This is a genomic window from Novipirellula methanifontis (assembly GCF_052161655.1).
Lineage (GTDB): Bacteria > Planctomycetota > Planctomycetia > Pirellulales > Pirellulaceae > Novipirellula.
In genome coordinates this window covers 8,597,191-8,616,468 of the sequence record NZ_CP197418.1, presented here as the reverse complement: position 1 = coordinate 8,616,468, position 19,278 = coordinate 8,597,191, and the positions used below count along the sequence as shown (strand labels likewise).

Sequence of the window (19,278 nt, the reverse complement as noted above, 5' to 3'; positions counted from 1 at the left end):
TACGACCGCTAACGCCGCGGCTTTGCAAACTTAATCTTTTCGATCAGTTTGACAATTTCGTTGCCATCTTTGTAGCCGCTTACCGCAGTGATGGCTTTGATGACATTTTCGTAGCGTAAGTTGTAATCGGTATCGATTTCAAGTTCAGGCCCCTCGTCGTCTTCGGTCGGAGTGGCCGAGCCGATTTGGGAAACAATGCGGGCTCGTAGTGTGTCGTAATCGGTGCCCAGATCCGAATCGTTCAGTGCCATCGAAGCCAATCGACCTTCTGAATCGGCTCGCAGACGCAATTTTAGACCGAGATCCGTCGGGTCGGCGGCACCTTGACTATCCCCCAGCGGCATCCGCACGCTGAAGTCGCCTTCCATTTCCACGACTTTAAATGTCATCACGAAGAACACCAGCAATAGAAAGACGATGTCAATCATGCTGGTCATGTTGAGTTCGTTTTTCTCGTTTTCATGTTGGTTGCGAATTTTCATCGGTTGTCTTCCTTCACTCGCAATGCAAAGTTCACGAGGCTTTGTTCCTGCGCCACACGGATCACTTCTTGCACGTCGCCGGCGGCGGTGTCTTTGTGAGCACGGATGACGACGTTCGCATCGTCAGCAGTCTTGCCTTCGGATTCAATCACGGTCAGTTCGCGTAGCAATCCAACTCGTAGCGTTTCCACGGTATAGTCGTCACCGCCAAGCACAATTTCACCGTCCATCGCCACATGCAGAATGATCGGAAATTCGAGCGCGACCTCGGGTGGTTTCACCAACTGGCTATTCGGCAACACGACACGATCATTCGCTTCGGTTTGCGCAAAATTGATCAACACCATAAAGAAGGCGATCAACTGAAACGTCATGTCGATCATCGGCGTCAAATCGCCTTCGGCTAAGTCAGGTTTTTTTGATTTGACTCGCATTTAGGTTTTGGCCCCTTGAGGTTGGACGTCCTCAAAACGGCTCATCAAATTCTCGCTCGTCACGCCGATTTCCAGCAGCATGCGTGAGACCCGGTTACGCAAAATGTTGTAGGCGGCGATCGCGGGAATCGCGATGGCCAGACCAATCAACGTTGTGAAAAGTGCCGTCGAAATACCGGCTGCCAAGTCCGCTGGTTTAGGCGATGCGCCACCAAGTGCGATCACTTGGAACGATTCAATCATCCCGTGAACCGTACCGAACAATCCGATCATCGGGCTGAGGTTACCAATCAAAGCCATGTAGCTCAGCCGATGCTCGAGTTTCATGCTTTCTTCTTCACCGACTTCTTGCATCCCTTCGAGTGCCTTGTTGTAGCCGCGTGACAAACGAGCCAGGCCGGCGGAAAGGACTTGCCCGAGCACTGACTCATCCGCCTTGGCCATGTCGTAGGCTTCTTGGAATTGTTTCTCGTTTAGTTTCTCTTCGAAACCTTCGACCAATTCATGAGGACAGAGGGTGTCGCGGCGAGCGGCCAATACATTCATCACAAACAGTGAAACGAGCGTGATGGAAAGGACCAAAAACACAAACGAATAGGTCAATCCAAGCGAATCAATAGTCCAAGCGAGCAGGTTCTGGTCGCTTGATTTCTTCGTGGTGGGTTCCGCACCCGCATTGTTTGCCCCTGCATCGGCGGGACCATCGGCCGGCACATCCGCAGGTGCGGCAGCGGCCGGTTCGGCTTCACCAAATTCCGCCGCAGCGTCATCTTGAGCTGAGACATTGGCAACAAGGAATAGCGATGCGAAGATCGCTAGACCCACAGAACGAAACGTGTGCAAGCTGGGCGTACTGAGACGGGCAGGATGCAGGAGGGAACCGCAGGCAGCAAACATCAACGAGACTCTCTGAAGATAAGTAGCGGGAACGTTTAGATTGTATTTTGGTGAACGTGCTCTCTGGCGGCCCGGAAACCGGCGACTGAGAGAATTCTAGCATTTGAACAGGATAGTCGGGGAAAAGTACCCTCGCACCCTCCAAGCGACTCGAATCGGTTGATAAAACAGGCACGAAGGTCGATTTGCAACGACGCAACGCGAAATGGCTTTCTTATTATTTTCCGAAACCGGGATAACGTTGTTGCAATTCTTGACGTGCTTCGGCGCCACGTTCGGGTTTTCCGACCTTGGGCCAAAGCTCGACGAGTTTCGAAAGTGCCACAGCGTGTGCGTCACTTTGGCCCGAGAACATCAAGTGCGTGTGCAGATAAGCCATGATCGCCCCTTCGGTGTCTCCTTTGGCTTCGTAGATGGCCCCCTGAGCGTTGTAGATTCGAGCGGCCATTTCGACATCGGTCGGGTTCATTTCGCTGATCAGCGTCGAGACCAACTTTAGCCCTTCATCGGGTTGTTTTTTCGAGGCCAGTGCGGCGGCTTTTCCTGCTTTGGAGAGCGATTGCAAGCGGGCAGCTTCTACCGAATCGACTTTCAAGCCAAGCACTTTATCGAACTCGGCGATCGCTGCATCGGCATCATCACTTTTCAAGTGCACCATCCCGGTGAGGTAGACATGCTCGATCTTGGCGTTCATCGTGGGCGCTTGTCTAAGGGAGCTGTAGAATTTTAGGGCGCCCTCTTTGTCGTCCAACGCCAAGGCGAGATCGCCGAGCATTTTGGCGGCTTCGTAAAAGTGCCACGAGTCGCGATGCTTTGATGCAAACGCGAGCATGGCCTGTTTAGCCGTCTGCTTGTTTCCTTTGCCCGCGATCGCTAATTGGCTCATCGAATAGGCGGTGTAAAACATGGCGTCCGCTTTGATGACGTCACGTGGCAATTCGCCGATATTGACCGTTTTTAACTCTTGCAACGCTTGGTCGTATTGCCCATCCAACGCAAACTCGCGTCCTTTGGTTAACGCAGGAGTGTCACCCGCGAACAAGATTTTTTCGACTTCACCGGCGACAAAGTTCTGAGTGTTGCCCCCGACTTTGACTTGGATCCCTTGGGGGCTGGTTTCATCAACCGAACCAATCACAGGAGAACCGGTGCTTGGGTAGATCCGGTCATTTTGTGCCTGGACCGTATTTCCCACTAGCACCAAACCCATCCAGACGGCGGACATCAGTGCGGCGTTAAAGTATTTCATTTTCACTCGATCAGTTCGTTGAAGTGAGTTTGTTGAGATGAGTTTGGTTTTGAAAAGGTTTTTAAATGTGTCGCTGTAGCGCGGCGGTCGGCATCGGACGGAGTCTTCATCACCGGTTCGCCACCTCTTTTTCGATTTGGCGAAGCAGTGCATCAAACTTGGCACTTTGTGCGGGACCACCCATTTCGGGATAAATCCCTTTGACTTGGGTGATGTCAGTGATCGCTCGTTTCATGATCGAGGTGTCTTTGGCGCGTCGCCCCCACAGGAAGCGCGACAGCGCGATGTGATAGCGAGCATCAAAGAAGATTTCTTTGAATTGTTCGTTCCCATTGGTTAGCGTGCTGATCTTGCCCCATCCCCAGATGGTTTTCTGTTTGTCAGGACCGGGACGACCGCCATTGAGTGCGGTTTCATATGCACGCGGAGCATATTTATCAGGCAGCTCGCCAGCCCATTTCTCGTACGCCGTGGCCGCTTCGACTTGAGCGTCGAGCATGGTCGGTTTGGCCAGCAGGATCTGTTCAAGCACATCAAGTGAATCTTTATATTGACCGACCAAGCGGTAAGCGTGGGCGAGTTGGAACTGAGCCGATAGCGGCACGTCAGGGTTTTGGGCCTTGAGTCGCTCGTAAGTTTTGATCGCAGTTTCCAGCAGTTCTTTCGCGCGCCCGGTGGCTTTGGCATCGGCATCGGGCATCGCAGCTTCGCCCAATTGAACCAGAGTTTGCACAATCCACTGCAACGTCGCGGGATCTTTGGTGGTTTCGGCGATCTGAGTCAAAAAGACGCGAAACGCATCGATCAACTTGTCTTTTTTCGCAGCGGGCGCCGTTTCCAATTCATCTTTCAGACTGCGTGCCATGCCGATGTAGATGAATTGCAAACGTTTTTGGCCGTCTTCGCCTTTGAAGGCGGCACGCAGATTGTCCATCACCGCGGTGGCCCGTTTTAATAGTGCGGTTGGATCAGTCCCATCGCTAGTCATCCGCTGGACAATCGTAGTCAATTCAGTGGCAAACAGATCGCCTCGCAATGCGTCGTCATTGGCCGGAATCTTGCTGACTAGCTTTACCGGACCGTAAGTTTTGTGATCAAGTGTCGCCAGCGCTTTGGCATCGTCACCTTTACGCAAGTAGACCTTGGCCAACACCAATGCGGCTCGCAGTCCTTCGATTTCAATCAAACCGCCTTTGATCCCCGCCAATCCTTTGATCAGTTCTTTTTCGGCGTCGTTGAGTAGTTTGTCCGCAAGTTGGTCGTTCTTTTCTTGTCTAGCAACGATCGATTGGTTCCAAAGCAATTGCCCCATCAACCGCTCGAAACTTGAGCGTTCGGGGCCGAGAGGCATTTTCGAAACCAGCGACTGCGCCTGATCCCATTGGTCTTTCTGAAGCGCCAATCGAATCATGATGCCTTGGGCCGCTGCGGCTTGTGGATCATCGGGCCATGTGGTGGTGAGAAAATCGCCAATCGATTTCAGCTGGGCGATCAAGTTGGTGTTCTCGTCCTGAGGAACTTCGACAAGAAGTTTTTGCAATGCGCTAAGCGCAACCAATCCGCCCTTCAAACCGACATCGGTTCCGGGTGCGGTTCGTGCTAGATTATCACCCACCACGGCTGCATCGCGGTAACGATCGACTTGATACAGCAGCACCGCATAGAAATGTTTCGCTTGATTCAGGGTTGCCAGATCGGTGCCGGCATTGACCATCGTGGCGCCACGCCGCAGCGTTTCAGTCGCCAAGTAGCGTGTGTCATACAGTTGTTTCTCGAGACTCTCGACTTGCTTTTTGTGTTCCTCATCGTTCTTTTTTTGCTGCTTCAATAAATCGAGGGCTTGGCGAAGGTCTTCGCTCAGCTGGAACAATTCTCGCGATGCCGCAAACGCTTCTTCGAGATTCTGTGGATCATCCGCTTTGGGCAGTTCCGCTGGGGCTAAATCGACTCCCATTTCAGCCAACAACTTTGTTGATTCCTCGGCATGTTGGCCAGGAAATTTTTCGATTTCGATCAGTAGTTGGCGACCGGCCGACTCGGCACGTTTAAGATCGGTTTTCTTTTGGTTCTTGGTGTCTTTGGATTTGGCGAGATAAGCTTTGGCAACATCAAGCTTCAGTTGCAGTGCAGCAGGCAATCGCTTTTCATTGGGTCGAATCGTGTCCAGCAGTCCCTGACCTCGTTCAATCGAGGGCGCGTACTCGGGCGGCGTTTTTGCCAGCCAGAGTTGCGCTAGTGCGCTGGTCGCTTCATACCGACCTTCACGTAGTGGGTCGGCATCGGGTTGCTCGAGAAACTTTAGAAAACTGTCCAATGCTGCATCGCTTTGCCCGAGCAGTTGTTGGGTTTGCCCGAGATGTAAAATGGCAATTGCCCCGGTCACATACCCGCTGTAGTTGTCGGCCAAATCTTTGAATTGAGTGATTGCTTCGTCGAGCAGTTTTTTTCCTTCCTTGGCCGGATCTGCGTAGGTGGTCGCGGCTAAACGGCGAGCGTCTCCGGCATTGAGCTTGGCTTCGAGAAAATCGGCACGATACTGCGTCCGCTGTTCTGCCAATTTGGGGTTCTCATCCGCTTTGATCTTTTCGCCTTGCATCTCCTTTAGTTTAGTGCGCAAGTTTTCGACGATCGTGTCAAAGGTCTTCGCGGCACTCAGATACGAGTCCCGGGCAGATTTTTTCTTCGCATCATCGGGATTCATCATCAGCGTGTTGGCACGCACTAATTGCAGTTTGCCGAGTTGGAGTCTCGCTTCGGGCGCTCGCGGATGAGAATCTTTTTTCAGAAAGTCGGCGATCGATGCTTCCGCTTTGACAAAGAATTCGTCTCGCTCGGTCGCGCTACGAGCGTTCACACCAGCCTCGATATAGGTCTGCGCCTTTTCCAGCGAGACAGCATCCTTCAGCGATCCGTCGACGCCGGGGTATTGATCTAATCGGTCGAGATATGCCAGTGCGGTGTCGTAGTAACCCGCTGCACGAAGTCGTTTGAGAAAATCTTCGGCCGGTTCTCCCTCAGCAAACGCAACCGAGCAAAATGAGCCCGCCATCCAGAGCGATAGTGCAATGGCACAAACCGTCAAACGAGTGGCTCGGATCGTCAAACGAAAGACTCGGGGGCAAAATGCATTCAAGGATGGGCAATTCTGCGAATAGGAAACGAGCATGGCGACCAAGTGACTGGTTGAATTGAATGATTGTTGCCAAGACGGGGCGGAGGTGACGGGGTTAGGCGAGCGGAGCCTTTAAACGCTATTCTATCTAGTAGTCACCGGCGATTAGCGAGATGGTTCGCTAAACTTCCCCAGTCCTAGATTAAGGTTACCGAGACGCTCCTTCAAGCTTGTCCAGCGTTTCCCGGACATATCCGATGAAAATCCCTTCTCAATTTAACGAAGATAGCCTTTATGGTCGTCATAAACGGCGCGGCGCAACGGTTCAGAACTATCGACGCTTGATCCGGCTGGGGCTCGGTTTGGCCTTGGTTTTAGTCGTCATGCGGCAAGCCTCGAAGCCGCGTGTGTACGAACCCTTCTTCGGAGGTGTATCAGGCCAGAGGCAGGTGGTGAACGATGCCACCCGCAAGGTGTATGCGACTTCGTTGCTAACCGCTGCGACTGCTCAAGAGGCTGCGACCGAGGCGAACATACTGAAATCACTCAGTGTTAATCCCCAAGTTGCATTGGATGCGCGAGCGATCGCGGCGCTGATTCCCGCGGACGATCAGCAGCTTTGGCTCGCCACGCTGCTGCGGATCCGTCGTCATCGAGAGATTCCGCAATTCACCGTGCTCGATACCGGATGGACGGTCAAACTGTCGCAGCTTGAATTGCAAGCCGATCGTGAATCGCAGGATGGCAAGCCGGCGTTGTCGCCACCGCATGCAGAATGGAGTGACCTGATTCAGCGAGTGTCGTCCGATCCGTCGGGTGTGAATTTGGATCAAGTCGATGAAAGTGGCGATGGGTTGAAAATCCAAGCTTTGATCAGGGCTTTAGATGCCGAGGCCGCCTCGCGTGTTGCCACGTCGGGCGTTTGGCAATCTCGTGATCGTGACGCCATGTATCGGTATTTAGACGAAGCCCGATTCGGATTCGAGGGCGATCCAGTAGGGATGGTTTCCAGCTCCGAAAATTCAGACAAGCAGCCCTTATCGGGGGAAACACGCAACGGGGGCGAACATGCGGTGCCTCAAGTCGGCGTGTTGCCGCTAATGCAACAACCCGACGTCTACTTGAACCACGTCGTCGCTTTCGCCGGTCACGTGGTGCGAGTGGAAAAGCATGTCGCCACATCAAATGAATACGAAATTCCCCATTATTGGCACCTTTGGTTACGCCCAATCGATGGCGCCGATCGTCCCTTGCTGGCTGTCGTCAATGAAGTAGACGAGTCGATTGCAGCGTTGGCTTCGGGCAAAAGTCCCGCACAGGAAGGCCCCGTCCTATGGATTACCGGCCGGTTTTTAAAGCGACTGGCGTATCGATCGAGCGTGGGTGCGGATTCCACTGCCGTAATCGTGGGGCGAATTTTGACGCTCCCCGAAGACGTGGTTGCTGGATCGACGCCTCAATCGAACTCGCTCGATTCCGACGGTAGATTGCCGGCTTCATCGTGGGGCTTGATCACGCTGGCAGTCCTGCTTGGCGTCGGATTGGCCGTGTTTGCAATGTGGCGGACGGCGGTTTCCGCAAAGCAGAGTCGCGAGATTCGCCATGCAAAAGAACACTTGGCTCCGACGTTTCTAGAACAATTACCATCGCAACACGCGGATTCATCCCAGCCGGCGTCGGGTGAAGACGTCAAGTTGCCCCCACCCAGTGAATCGCAATGACACGAAACAATGACGCTTCGGATTCTCAACCAATGTCGTTGATCGCTCCGCGGTCAAAACGAAAGCCAATGTCGTTGATCGCTCCGCGATCAAAACGAAAGATCGCGGAGCGGTCAACGACGCTTCTTTTTCGCTCATCGCTCTGTAAGCTCAAGTCGGTTTTGGCTTGGGGGATGGTGGGGTTGTTTGCAGCGGGGGCATTCCAAACACCGCTGAACGCCGAAGAGTCATTATTGCAGTTGGCTGGATTTGATACGCCGCGAATCGAACAGCTTTATCCCGCCGATGACGATGAATCGATTGGCGAGTTGGCAAAGTTGGTCTACCGAATCAATCGGCTAAATCGCAGCTCTATAGAGAATTCGCTTTCCGCAGAACTGTCCGGCTCGCTTTCCGGTCCCGCGGTTGAGCTGGGGCAAGTTGTCGCAGTCGAGGGAGTGGTCGCCAAAGTTCAGTCGCTTAAAGTGCCAGCTCGATTGGTCGAATTCTTAGAAATGCGACAATTGGATACCGTCACGGTCGAAATTGGCGAACAGGACGACAAGCGTGCGATCGAAGTGATTACGTCCGGGTTTCCACCGACGGCCCGCAGCGGTGATCGGATCCGTGGGCTCGGTGTTGTCATCGAAACGCGGCCGTCGAGCGAAGGCGACAGTAAGGTGGTCGACGCCATCGCCGCGCTGCCGCTGCAGTGGTTTCCGGCGAAGCCCGATAAAGTCGGTTGGCAGCTGCTCGCGAATCAAGGCGTCAGCCTGGGAGAGCTTTCCGGAGTCGCGTCACGAAATCGTCAACCGCTTTCGAGCGAGGATACGGAGCTCTTTTACTCCATGCTCGCGGCAGCCGATCGTATCGCCGAACTGCCCACGTCCCAGCGGTCGGCACCGTTGGACGTCAAGCCGATTGAGTTGCTGAAAACACCTGAATCCTTTACCGCCCAGTGGGTTAGGATGCAGGTCGAAGTGGTTCAGGTGACGCGGATTTCCGTGACCGAACCCGCTCGAATCAAGCAGCTCGGTGCGGATCACTATTACCAAGTCGATGCGATGGGGGATCTCGGGAACGTCAAAGTGCAGATCGATTCGGGAGTCGATGCGGCCGGTGATGGGCCGGTATTTCAAAACCGCTATCCGATCTCGCTGGTGTACAAGACGCTTCCTGCGTTTTTGCAAGACAAGCTCGAGGCCGATGGGAAATTAGATGCGGTTGTGGCCGATCTGACGATACTCGTTTCCGCCGACGCGTTTTTCTTTCGTCTTTGGAGCTATCCGACCGCTTATATGGAGCGGTTTGGCGGAGCCGATCAGTTCGGACCGTTGCTGATCGGCGCGGATATGGTCAATCGCGAACAAACCGAGGCGGATCCGGTCGGCGTTAATATTTTCGGCTGGATTGCTGCGGTCGCGGTCGGCGTTGGAATGCTAGGCATCTTGGTCTGGAATTTTGTCATCGGACGCCAGGATCGCGAAGTTCGCAGGCAGCGAAACGCACGCGAAGCCGAAGAGCTGAAGTTGCCAGAATAGTGACTCCAAACTCGCTCGATTGCATTCCAGCGGCAGAAAACTAGGGTTCGTCTACTTGACCCACGGCTCGCTTGCGAGAGGATAACGCCTTAGAAAATCATTGGAGCTGGAATGCGATTCCATTTCTCCTGCACCCGTTTACTTTACCTTCACTTTCCCCGCGAGCGAAACAAATGCGCCGAGCAAAAATTACCGTCATTGGAGCCGGAAACGTCGGAGCCACCTGTGCTCATTGGTGTGCTGCAGCTGAGTTAGGCGACATTGTTCTGTTGGATATTCCTCAGACGGAAGACATGCCGCGTGGAAAAGCGTTGGACTTGATGCAAGCTTCGCCGATTATGGGGTTCGATTCGAACATCGTCGGTACAACTAGCTACGAAGATGCCGCCAACAGCGATGTGATCGTTGTGACTGCGGGTATTCCTCGTAAGCCAGGAATGAGTCGCGATGATTTGCTCAATACAAATGCAAAAATCATCACTTCGGTCGGCGAGCAGATTAAGGCCACCAGCCCCAACGCGGTTGTTATCGTCGTCAGCAATCCGCTGGACGCGATGGTGCAACAGATGTGGAAAGTCACCGGATTTGATAAGGCCAAAGTTGTGGGCCAAGCCGGCGTCTTGGACACCGCTCGTTACCGAACCTTTTTGGCGATGGAGCTGGGCGTCAGCATCGAAGACATCAGCGCCCTGTTGATGGGCGGGCATGGCGACACCATGGTTCCGATCCCAAGCTGCACCAGCGTCGGCGGAATTCCTGTGACGCAGTTGATCGATCGTGCTCGTTTGGACGAAATCGTTGAACGCACTCGCAAGGGTGGAGCCGAGATCGTGTCGCTGTTGAAAACCGGCAGCGCCTACTACGCACCCGCCGCCGCATGTGCCCAAATGGTTGAAGCAGTTGTTCGCGATAAGAAGCGAGTGATTCCTGTCGCCGCTCTGTGTGATTCCGAATATGGGGTCGGTGGATACTACGTTGGTGTCCCTGTGGTAATGGGAAGTGGCGGAGTCGAAAAAATTATCGAACTCAATTTGACTGACTCCGAAAAAGCGGATTTCCAGAACAGTGTGGATGCCGTAAAGAGTTTGGTTGCAACGATGGATCAATTGCTATCGTCTTAACAGAACTTGTAGGTTCTTTCGCTGAAGAATCGGCTTCAGCGTTGACATCGATAAGCGATTACGCATAGGTTTATGACATCCATCAAACGCACCTGTGGCGTTGTTCGAACTGATCATTTTGGCACGGCAATTTCTGCGTGCCGCTGAGTCTTCGAGCAACCTTGGGCGGGGCCTTCCTCTAACATTCGGTTGGTTATGAGTCGTTTTTATTCTTCGGCAATTAGGGGGATTCCCCAATCGAAAGAAGCCCCTCGCGACACTCCTCCAACCCACGAATCTTCCGGTCCTGCTCAGGACAATTCGGATAGCTATTTTCAAGCCGCTTCCTGGTACGATTCCGTATCCGACGACGATACGACTGACGGTTTGCAATCTCCGTTTGATCAATTTAAGGGGGTGGGGGCCCACACCGCATTCTTCTTGCCGCTACATTATGAGTCCAATTACGAGTATCCGCTCGTGGTTTGGCTGCATAGCGATGGCTTTAACGAGAACCAAGTTACGCAGGTGATGCCCCACATCAGTCTGCGAAATTACGTGGCCGTCGGCGTGCGTGCAAGCTGTGCGATCGATTCCGTCGGTCATCGCTTCGAGTGGCGAACGCGTCCTGGAGCGATTCAAACCGCTTACGAAAATGTAATGCAAGCAATCGATGAGGCGTCGGCACAGTTTTCGGTGAACGCTTCACGAATCGTTTTGGCGGGCTATCAAAGCGGAGGAGCGATGGCAATGCGAATCGCACTTCGTGATCCGAAACGTTTTGCAGGGGTTGTATCGCTGGGCGGTCGAATGCCAAACGGTTGCAGTGCCCTCTCGAATTTGTCAGATCTCCGCGAGCGACGTCTGCCTATGCTTTGGCAGTGGGCGACCGAAAATGCAATGTTTGATTCATCGCATCTCGATGAAGACATGCGTCGTGCGATGATGATTCGTGCACAGCTTGAGGTGCGTCAGTATCGAGACGATGACGAGATGAATACGGTGGCGCTGGCAGACGTCAATCAGTGGATCATGGGCAATGTCGTGGCGGGCGCTAGCGGAACGTCAAAAGACTGCTGGGCGACTTCGCCAACCCAGTTCTCGTCCAACTAGAATGCTCCCTAAAGCAATTCTGCGATCGTAAATTGCCGCCATCTTGCTTTCTTCTTCCATTTGTGTGAATTTGACGGCACTGTCGCGATTCTTTAGTGGTTCGTTGCAGATGCAAGGTCGTCGAATCTTGCACGGTTGTGGGTGCAATTTTTCAATCGAATTGTGCTTAAAGCTAGAAAGAGCATGGCGATGGTGCGGTCCCGTCCATCACTGCCCCACCTGTTTCGTCCCCCCCCTCCGATTGATTTTGCCTTCCTTTCGCTTGTGCAGACGTGTTGCTTCGTCTTCTGGTAAGCTATGCTGACGCGTCCCACCTGCCACGGACTGTCTCCCACAGACAGTCTTTTCGCTTGATTCCGCTTTGCCAGAACGAGAAACGATGACCCGCGAGAACAGTAGCGACGATGCCATCGACAAGAGCCCCGATTCAAAGAGTGATGTTGCACCGTCCCCTGCAGCGTCGACGGGGGCTAAGCGAATTTTGATCGTGGATGACGATCATGAAATTATTGAATCGGTTCGTTACGCGCTCGAAGGCGAAGGACACGAAGTCGTAATCGCACGTGATGGAAATCAAGGGCTTGCACTTGCCGAACGCGAGAATCCCGATTTGATGATCTTGGACATGATGATGCCCAAGCGAAGTGGTTTTCTTGTGCTTGAGAAACTGCGACGAATTCGAGACGTCCCGTTGCCGGTGATCATGATTACGGGCAATGAAGGAAGCCGTCACAAGGCGTACGCGGAATTGCTTGGCGTGAGTGACTATATCCGCAAGCCGTTTCCGATGGACCGTTTGATCAAAGCTGTGAACAAGTTGCTCGAGTCGTGATCGATATCGCCCTTCAAAAGCGGATTTTGGTTGCCGCTGCTGTTTGTGGTGCACTGGCAGTGTTGATCGGCGCCTTCGGAGCCCATGGATTAGGCGACTTTCTGCAGTCGCGTGGGCTCGATGCGGAGACAATCGCCAAGCGAAGTGACCAGTTTGATGTGGGGGCTCGTTATCACCTTGTGCATTCCGTTGTGCTGCTTGTGATTGCGGCGATACCGTTTGGCTCGAACCGCGTACGCCGCGTTGCAGCTTGGTTGATGTTGCTTGGGATCCTGTTTTTCAGCGGCAGTCTCTATCTGCTTGTTGCCCTGAATAAGCCATGGTTGGGGGCGGTGACCCCGATTGGCGGCCTGCTTTGGATTGCAGGCTGGGTATCGCTCGTTGGTTTGGCAAAGAGTAGCAAGGTTTAAGTCCCGCTTGTTCTTGTGAGCCGTGACGCGTGAGCGGCCGGGTCTCGTGTATTACCCGGTGCCTTACGGGCCCGCGGCTCACCACAGCGATTAGCATTTCGATCAAATCAACAGTTCGCTAAGCAGGTAGGCAGGAATCATTGGGTGAAATCCTGTTAGCCGTTTGGCGCTAGCCCCGGTTCAGCGCCGGAACCGTGGCTAGCGCCAAAACGGCCAATTTACTGAAAGACTCCTGCCTAACTGCGTTTCAGCCTGCATTTGAGGCAGCGAAAATTGCCAACCGTTTCGTTCCTGACTTTTCCATGTGCTTCCGGCGAATCACCGTTCGGTTAGATAACCGAGCCAATTCGGTCCCTACGAAATCCGAGCCCAAAAACTTGATCCAGGGTGCTCGCGGAAAACCGTTAAATCTCGTAACGTGACGCCACAATCCTTTCTGAAATTCCTTCACTGTTTGAAGATCGAAAAGATGTCCAAGGCGGATGCAATCGACTTAGCGTTTCCAGCAGGCTGGCATCGGCGTCATTTACTTGATCTGGAAAGTCTCTCAGCCGCTGAAATCCAGATTCTTCTGGATACAGCTCAAACGCTCAAAGATATGACGGGGGGATGCCGCAACAAGCTCTCTCTGCTTGCGGGAAAAACGCTTGCGAACCTGTTTTTCGAGAATAGCACTCGGACTCGCAACAGTTTTTCGCTGGCGGCGAAACGGCTTGGGGCCGATACCGTGGAATTCAGTAGCGGGGGAAGCAGTGTCGCCAAAGGGGAAACCTTTGTGGACACAGCGAAAACCATCGAAGCAATGGGCGTCGATTGGGTTTGCACTCGGCACGTGACTCCCGGCACTCCTCATTTGCTGGCCCGCGAACTTCGCTGTTGCGTGATCAATGCGGGCGATGGTCCGCACGAGCATCCGACGCAGGGGCTGCTCGATATGTTGACGATTCGCCAACATCGCGGGCGACTCGATGGATTGACCGTGGCCTTGGTCGGCGACATTTCGCATAGCCGCACCGCACGTAGTAACATTTGGGGGCTCAGCAAACTCGGCGCTCATGTGATCATTTGTGGCCCTCCGACGTTGGTTAGTCCGCGATGGCAAGAGCTAGGGTTCGAGGTGGCGCACAATCTTGATGCGATTTTGCATCGCTGTGACGTGCTCAATTTGTTGCGAATTCAGTTTGAGCGTCAAAAGGCACGTCCTTTCCCAAGTGTGCATGAATACGCGGCGCTGTATGCGATGAACGGGGCTCGTATGCGACGAGCAAAAGACAACATCTTGATCATGGCTCCGGGGCCGATCAATCGAGGCGTCGAGATTACACCGGAGGTCGCGGATGGGCCTCAATCGGTGATTCTTGAACAAGTCACCAACGGAATCGCGGTGCGAATGGCCGCTTTGTGGTTACTCTCGGGAGCCAAGGACGCATCAAACTCAACGACACAGGCTGAACCTATCCGATATGTCTGATTTGCTGATTGAAAACGGGCGTTTGATTGACCCTAGCCAAGGAGTGGATCGTCAGGCAAGTTTGCTAATTCGTGGCGGACTGGTTGCTGCGATTGATCCCAGCATTTCGCAAATCCCGGCCGGTTGTCAACGCATTGATGCGACGGGCTGTATTGTGGCTCCCGGTTTAGTTGATCTCGGGGTCGAATTGCGTGAACCCGGCAATGAGGAAGACGAAACAATCCAATCCGGCAGCGATGCAGCACTGGCGGGTGGTTTTACCTCGATTTTGTGCACCGCAAACACCGAACCGGTAATTGATTCGCCCGGTGCCGTGGAGTTTGTGCGTCAAAAGGCGGCACGTGCCAATGGCGTTCGCGTTCACGTGATTGGATGTCTCAGTCGCCAACGCGAGGGCGAGCAGATGGCCGAGCTTGGGTTGTTGGCCGAGGCTGGGGCGGTCGCGTTTAGTGACGCGCCGCGGCCGATCGCAAACGATGCACTGCTGAAGCGATCACTTGATTATTGCCGGATGCTCAATCGTGTCATTTTTGATATTCCCGAGGTCCCCGAAATCGCAGAGAACGGGGTGATGCACGAGGGGCAGGTTTCGCTGACGCTCGGCTTGAAAGGGCTGGCCACCGAGGCCGAGGATTTGGCGGTTGCACGCGATGTGCGATTGGCCGAAGCAACGTCGGGTCGTTTGCACGTGGGGCCTGTCAGTACGATGGGCGCGGTCGACATGATTCGCCGCGTCAAATCCCGCAATATCAAGGTAACGGCGTCGGTGTGCCCACATAACCTTTGTCTGCTCGACACCGAACTTCGTTCCTATGACTCGCGGTTCAAAGTGCATCCCCCTTTGCGCAGCCAACGTCATGTCGAAATGCTTCGCGAGGCAGTTGCCGATGGAACGATCGATGCGATCCAAAGTGGACATCGTCCACGTAGTCGCGAAAAGAAAATGAATGACCTCGACCAAGCTCCATTTGGCGCCGCGACACTTGAGACGACGCTCTCCACTATCTCCAAATTTATGATCGATAACGGCATTTTTACTTGGCCCGATGCGATCGATCGACTTTCGACCGCGCCAGCCCGGATCGCTTCGATCCCAGGCGGAACATTGGCGGTTGGCTCGTTAGGTGACGTCGTCATATTCGATCCCAATGCGACATGGCGAGTCGATGCGACGCAATTCCGCTCGAATTGCATCAGCAGTCCGCTGGATGGCCACGAGTTGTCGGCGCGCGTGACGCATACGATCGTGGGTGGTGTGATTCGCTTCCAAGCATAGGGAGACTTCCGTTTTTTCGACAGCGGTTCTACTTGGGGTGATGGCTCCCGCAGCAGTTTGCTTTTCGTTATCCTTTAGAAATGAAAATCGCAAAATACATCGATGCCTCAGGCTCGCCGCGGATTGCTCGCGTGGATAATGACGAATTGGTTCCCTTGAAAACCGGTGGTCAAATCCACTCGCTGGCGGATATCATCGCCGCGGAAAACCCTATCCAAACAGCCTCGTCTCTTGAGGCTGACACGCCAATTGCGATCGATGATTCGATCCGTTGGTTGCCGCCGATTGACGCTCAAGAAGTATGGGCCGCTGGCGTGACGTACAAGCGAAGCCAAGCGGCACGGATGGAAGAGTCCGAGGCCGCTGCATCGTGTTACGACCGCGTCTATAACGCTGAGCGACCTGAGTTGTTTTTCAAAGCAACGCCCCACCGCGTCAGCGGCCACATGCAACCGTTGCGAATTCGCAAGGACGCGACTTGGAATGTACCGGAGCCGGAAGTCACTCTCGTGCTCAGTCCCAAGCTAAAGATCGTGGGATTGACGATCGGCAACGACATGAGTTCGCGGGATATCGAAGGCGAGAATCCACTCTATTTGCCGCAAGCGAAATGTTACAACCAATGTGCCGGACTCGGTCCTTGGGTCACTCTCTTTGAAACATTGCCGCCCGTCGCGGATCTCGGTATCGATTTGAAGATTATTCGCAACTCCAGCGTCGTGTTCGATCAGCAAACGTCGGCTGCCGCAATGGCTCGCGGCTTCGAGGATCTTGTCCAGTGGCTCGGACGCGACAACGATTTCCCTAATGGTGCGTTCTTGATGACAGGGACAGGTATCATTCCGTCAAACGACTTTACGCTTCATGTTGGCGACCAGGTCCAGATTACCATCGACGGGATTGGGACGTTGTCTAATCCTATCGTTCAAGGCAGTTAGTCGTTTCTTAAAATCCAATGCTCGCTCTCGTTTCGGTTGCATTTGTGCTGCTTCTTGGCGAGATCCTCGGGCCTCCTTTTTCCAATATCTCTCTAGGTTTCTTATAATGTCGAAGACGAATTCAACCGTCCAGCAAGTCTTGATCAATGGTAGCTGGCGTGATGCCGACTCTAGTAAGACTTTTCAGGCAACCGACCCCAATAAGAACGAGCTGTTAGCCGCTGAGTTTCCGGTAAGTGAGTGGTCGGACTGTGATGCCGCACTTGATGCTGCGGTCAGCGCAGCTCGTGAATTGCGTCAGCTTCCGAGTGCAAAGATTGCTGAGTTTTTGGAGGCCTACGCCGATAAGATTGACGCAGCCAAAGATTCGTTGGTCGATGCGGCGTTTGCCGAGACGGGACTAGGGCGAAGTCCTCGTTTGGCTGATGTCGAATTGCCTCGAACTAGCAATCAGTTGCGGGCGGCTGCGGCTGCATGTCGGACTGGGAATTGGGCCGCAGCGACGATCGATACCAAGGCGGGGATTCGTTCCTGCTTCGAGGCTCTCGGCCCTGTTTTGGTGTTTGGCCCCAATAACTTTCCATTTGCCTTTGGAAGTGTCTCGGGAGGCGATTTTGCCGCCGCGATCGCCTCGGGAAATCCTGTGATTGGCAAAGCCAATAGCTCGCATCCCGAGACTACACGTTTGTTTGCGGATCTTGCATTGCAGGCTCTTGTCCAATCGGGATTGCCTGCCGCAACAGTCCAGTTGATTTATCGCTCCAGTCACGCCGATGGCGAGCGTTTGGTTTCGGATCCACGTGTGGGTGCCACTGGGTATACCGGTAGCCGTTCGGCAGGACTGAAGTTAAAGGCCGCAGCCGACGCAGCCGGCAAGCCAATCTATTTGGAGCTTTCAAGCGTTAATCCCGTCGTCATGACCCCCGCCGCACTGCAGCAGCGTGGTGACGAAATTACAAACGATTTCGTGACAAGCGTGTTAATGGGAACGGGCCAATTTTGCACGAACCCAGGCATGGTTTTGTTGTTAGCTGACGAATCGTCCGAAAAGTTTGTTACGGCAGTGAAGGATCGTTTTGCATCTACCGCGGCAGGCACGCTGCTTTCACCGGCCGTCTCGAAAAGTTTGTCTCATAGCGTAAAGACTCTCTGTGATTTCGGTGCCGAGTTGTTGACCGGTGGAGGAGAGCCTGAGTCCGGTCGCTGTGCCTACGCTAATACACTGCTTCGTGTTGACGGTAAGGCGTTTTTGGGGAACCCCGAAGGCTTCCAAACCGAAGCGTTCGGTAACGCATCGCTCGTGGTTGTCGCCAAGGATCTACCTGAAATGAAGAAGGTGATCTCGCACCTCGAAGGCAATTTGACCGGGTGTGTCTATTCGGCGACCGACCAAAGCGACGAAGATATTTATGCGGAGATCGCGTTTGAATTGACGCCAAAAGTGGGACGCGTTTTGAATGATAAAATGCCTACGGGTGTCGCCGTCAGTGCCGCTATGAACCACGGTGGCCCGTATCCGGCGACCGGTCATCCTGGTTTTACCGCGGTCGGAGTACCAGCATCTTTGGTTCGCTTCGCTAAGTTGACTTCGTATGACAACGTCCGTGAATCACGGCTGCCTGAGTTGCTAAGAGATGCACCACCTACCAGTGACACTTGGCGCAACATTGATGGCAAGTGGACTCAGGGCAGCATTTAGAAGGCGAGCTTTGTCGTCGTGCTAAACTCGGCGGCACAAGCGGTGTAGCTGCCGGTGCTGCGTCACGCTTTCGCTTCAATTCGCCACCACTTCGGTGGCGAACTCTCGTAGGTCACCGCTGCTTGGCTCGCCGGGTGACAGAATGTTAATTGGTGAGCGTGCAAGCACATTGGCGGATCGGTCATCGTGTGCGTTTGTTGTTCGCCAATTTGTTTGTCTTGCAGATACAGCAAGTCCCCAAGAATGGGGAATCCAAGTGACCAGCAGTGAACGCGAATTTGGTTCGTTCGGCCCGTAAGTGGAATGGCTTGCACCAGAGTTGTGTTGTCGGCCAACCGCTGGATGACTTTAAAATCGGTGCGGGCTTCTTGCCCACTCTCGCACGTTACACGTGCTCCCACTGATAATCGTCGTTTCATCACGTCGGATGCGTGAGCGATCGACAGGTCGCAGCGGTGTTCGTTCCAAGGGACTGTGCCGGATACGCGTGCAAGATAGAGTTTCTGGACTTCGCGTCGTTCAAACTGGGGCTGCACAAAGCCGGCTGCCGCTGCGGTACGGCACAACACGGCAACGCCAGTCGTGTTGGCATCGAGTCGATGGGCGACGCGAAGTTTTTCGCCGTCGTAGTGTCGCTCGAGCATCCAAGACAGCGTGTTACGATGAAATCGACCGCTGGGGTGAATCGGCAGCGGCGCCGGTTTCTCGACGACGATGACACATTCATCTTCATGAAGAATTGTGATCGCTGAATTGACGTCGGGTTCAACCACGTCGCTCATGATGTGAGTGAAGTGATCTCCCTCACGCACGATTCTCTCGGCGCGAACCGGGAACGAGTCGATTAGGATTTCACCCGCATTGATCCAGCCGAGCCACGCATCGCGTGGCGTCGGAGGGTGGTATTCGCCAAGGAAGTCGATGAACTTCATCCCCGAAAACTTTGCTTTGACGCGAATCGAGCGATGGTTTTCGTAGGGAATACTGCCTGGCAGCGGGTCGACAACGAAGCTTTTCATGCAAG

At 53.8% G+C, this 19,278-nt stretch carries 16 protein-coding genes; 10 read left to right on the top strand and 6 right to left on the bottom strand.

Features of this window, described 5'->3' with window-relative positions; translation table 11 throughout:
- Positions 1-8 precede the first annotated feature (8 nt).
- The 5 genes from SH528x_RS30680 to SH528x_RS30660 form a co-directional block, all read right to left on the bottom strand.
- Positions 9-482, bottom strand: a complete 474-nt coding sequence (locus tag SH528x_RS30680; RefSeq protein WP_442507230.1) for an ExbD/TolR family protein — start codon at positions 480-482, stop codon at positions 9-11.
- The gene (locus SH528x_RS30675; protein ID WP_442507229.1) at positions 479-916 is read right to left on the bottom strand and encodes an ExbD/TolR family protein; all 438 of its coding nucleotides are present in this window, start codon (positions 914-916) and stop codon (positions 479-481) included. Before SH528x_RS30675 ends, SH528x_RS30680 begins: the two co-directional genes overlap by 4 nt.
- The gene (locus SH528x_RS30670) at positions 917-1,813 is read right to left on the bottom strand and encodes a MotA/TolQ/ExbB proton channel family protein (RefSeq protein ID WP_442507228.1); all 897 of its coding nucleotides are present in this window, start codon (positions 1,811-1,813) and stop codon (positions 917-919) included. It abuts the gene before it with no gap.
- Between the two features lie 217 nt (positions 1,814-2,030).
- A complete protein-coding gene (locus SH528x_RS30665) occupies positions 2,031-3,062 on the bottom strand; it encodes a tetratricopeptide repeat protein (protein WP_442507227.1) in 1,032 nt (343 codons plus the stop codon).
- 109 nt (positions 3,063-3,171) lie between these two features.
- Complete coding sequence (locus SH528x_RS30660) at positions 3,172-6,195, bottom strand: hypothetical protein (protein WP_442507226.1); 3,024 nt, start codon at positions 6,193-6,195, stop codon at positions 3,172-3,174.
- Between the two features lie 236 nt (positions 6,196-6,431).
- On the opposite strand from SH528x_RS30660, the gene SH528x_RS30655 reads away from it, so the two are divergent.
- From SH528x_RS30655 to SH528x_RS30610, 10 genes are all read left to right on the top strand, one after another.
- Positions 6,432-7,895, top strand: a complete 1,464-nt coding sequence (locus tag SH528x_RS30655; RefSeq protein WP_442507225.1) for a hypothetical protein — start codon at positions 6,432-6,434, stop codon at positions 7,893-7,895.
- The gene (locus tag SH528x_RS30650; protein WP_442507224.1) at positions 7,892-9,415 is read left to right on the top strand and encodes a hypothetical protein; all 1,524 of its coding nucleotides are present in this window, start codon (positions 7,892-7,894) and stop codon (positions 9,413-9,415) included. The genes SH528x_RS30655 and SH528x_RS30650 overlap by 4 nt, the downstream gene beginning before the upstream one ends.
- Before the next feature lie 173 nt (positions 9,416-9,588).
- Positions 9,589-10,536 (top strand): malate dehydrogenase, encoded by a 948-nt coding sequence (gene mdh, locus SH528x_RS30645; RefSeq protein WP_442507223.1) that lies wholly within the window; start codon positions 9,589-9,591, stop codon positions 10,534-10,536.
- Positions 10,537-10,731: 195 nt separating this feature from the next.
- On the top strand, positions 10,732-11,628 hold the full coding sequence (locus tag SH528x_RS30640) for an alpha/beta hydrolase (RefSeq protein ID WP_442507222.1): 897 nt from the start codon (positions 10,732-10,734) through the stop codon (positions 11,626-11,628).
- Between the two features lie 379 nt (positions 11,629-12,007).
- Positions 12,008-12,460, top strand: a complete 453-nt coding sequence (locus tag SH528x_RS30635) for a response regulator transcription factor (protein ID WP_442507221.1) — start codon at positions 12,008-12,010, stop codon at positions 12,458-12,460.
- On the top strand, positions 12,457-12,870 hold the full coding sequence (locus SH528x_RS30630; RefSeq protein WP_442507220.1) for a DUF423 domain-containing protein: 414 nt from the start codon (positions 12,457-12,459) through the stop codon (positions 12,868-12,870). Before SH528x_RS30635 ends, SH528x_RS30630 begins: the two co-directional genes overlap by 4 nt.
- 469 nt (positions 12,871-13,339) lie before the next feature.
- On the top strand, positions 13,340-14,341 hold the full coding sequence (locus tag SH528x_RS30625; protein ID WP_442512209.1) for an aspartate carbamoyltransferase catalytic subunit: 1,002 nt from the start codon (positions 13,340-13,342) through the stop codon (positions 14,339-14,341).
- The gene (locus tag SH528x_RS30620; RefSeq protein ID WP_442507219.1) at positions 14,334-15,617 is read left to right on the top strand and encodes a dihydroorotase; all 1,284 of its coding nucleotides are present in this window, start codon (positions 14,334-14,336) and stop codon (positions 15,615-15,617) included. Before SH528x_RS30625 ends, SH528x_RS30620 begins: the two co-directional genes overlap by 8 nt.
- A gap of 80 nt (positions 15,618-15,697) precedes the next feature.
- Positions 15,698-16,555 carry a fumarylacetoacetate hydrolase family protein gene (locus SH528x_RS30615; RefSeq protein ID WP_442507218.1) on the top strand — a complete coding sequence of 286 codons (858 nt, stop codon included), beginning with the start codon at positions 15,698-15,700 and terminating at the stop codon, positions 16,553-16,555.
- Positions 16,556-16,661: 106 nt separating this feature from the next.
- Positions 16,662-18,254 carry an aldehyde dehydrogenase (NADP(+)) gene (locus SH528x_RS30610; protein ID WP_442507217.1) on the top strand — a complete coding sequence of 531 codons (1,593 nt, stop codon included), beginning with the start codon at positions 16,662-16,664 and terminating at the stop codon, positions 18,252-18,254.
- Between the two features lie 62 nt (positions 18,255-18,316).
- Here SH528x_RS30610 and SH528x_RS30605 read toward each other — a convergent pair whose 3' ends face one another.
- Complete coding sequence (locus tag SH528x_RS30605) at positions 18,317-19,273, bottom strand: RluA family pseudouridine synthase (protein WP_442507216.1); 957 nt, start codon at positions 19,271-19,273, stop codon at positions 18,317-18,319.
- Positions 19,274-19,278 lie beyond the last annotated feature (5 nt).

Bases quoted from the DNA above. Each gene is read 5' to 3' on its own strand.
- SH528x_RS30680 (WP_442507230.1), bottom strand. From the start codon at position 482: ATGAAAATTCGCAACCAACATGAAAACGAGAAAAACGAACTCAACATG.
- SH528x_RS30675 (WP_442507229.1), bottom strand. From the start codon at position 916: ATGCGAGTCAAATCAAAAAAACCTGACTTAGCCGAAGGCGATTTGACG.
- SH528x_RS30670 (WP_442507228.1), bottom strand. From the start codon at position 1,813: ATGTTTGCTGCCTGCGGTTCCCTCCTGCATCCTGCCCGTCTCAGTACG.
- SH528x_RS30665 (WP_442507227.1), bottom strand. From the start codon at position 3,062: ATGAAATACTTTAACGCCGCACTGATGTCCGCCGTCTGGATGGGTTTG.
- SH528x_RS30655 (WP_442507225.1), top strand. From the start codon at position 6,432: ATGAAAATCCCTTCTCAATTTAACGAAGATAGCCTTTATGGTCGTCAT.
- SH528x_RS30650 (WP_442507224.1), top strand. From the start codon at position 7,892: ATGACACGAAACAATGACGCTTCGGATTCTCAACCAATGTCGTTGATC.
- mdh (WP_442507223.1), top strand. From the start codon at position 9,589: ATGCGCCGAGCAAAAATTACCGTCATTGGAGCCGGAAACGTCGGAGCC.
- SH528x_RS30640 (WP_442507222.1), top strand. From the start codon at position 10,732: ATGAGTCGTTTTTATTCTTCGGCAATTAGGGGGATTCCCCAATCGAAA.
- SH528x_RS30635 (WP_442507221.1), top strand. From the start codon at position 12,008: ATGACCCGCGAGAACAGTAGCGACGATGCCATCGACAAGAGCCCCGAT.
- SH528x_RS30625 (WP_442512209.1), top strand. From the start codon at position 13,340: ATGTCCAAGGCGGATGCAATCGACTTAGCGTTTCCAGCAGGCTGGCAT.
- SH528x_RS30620 (WP_442507219.1), top strand. From the start codon at position 14,334: ATGTCTGATTTGCTGATTGAAAACGGGCGTTTGATTGACCCTAGCCAA.
- SH528x_RS30615 (WP_442507218.1), top strand. From the start codon at position 15,698: ATGAAAATCGCAAAATACATCGATGCCTCAGGCTCGCCGCGGATTGCT.
- SH528x_RS30610 (WP_442507217.1), top strand. From the start codon at position 16,662: ATGTCGAAGACGAATTCAACCGTCCAGCAAGTCTTGATCAATGGTAGC.
- SH528x_RS30605 (WP_442507216.1), bottom strand. From the start codon at position 19,273: ATGAAAAGCTTCGTTGTCGACCCGCTGCCAGGCAGTATTCCCTACGAA.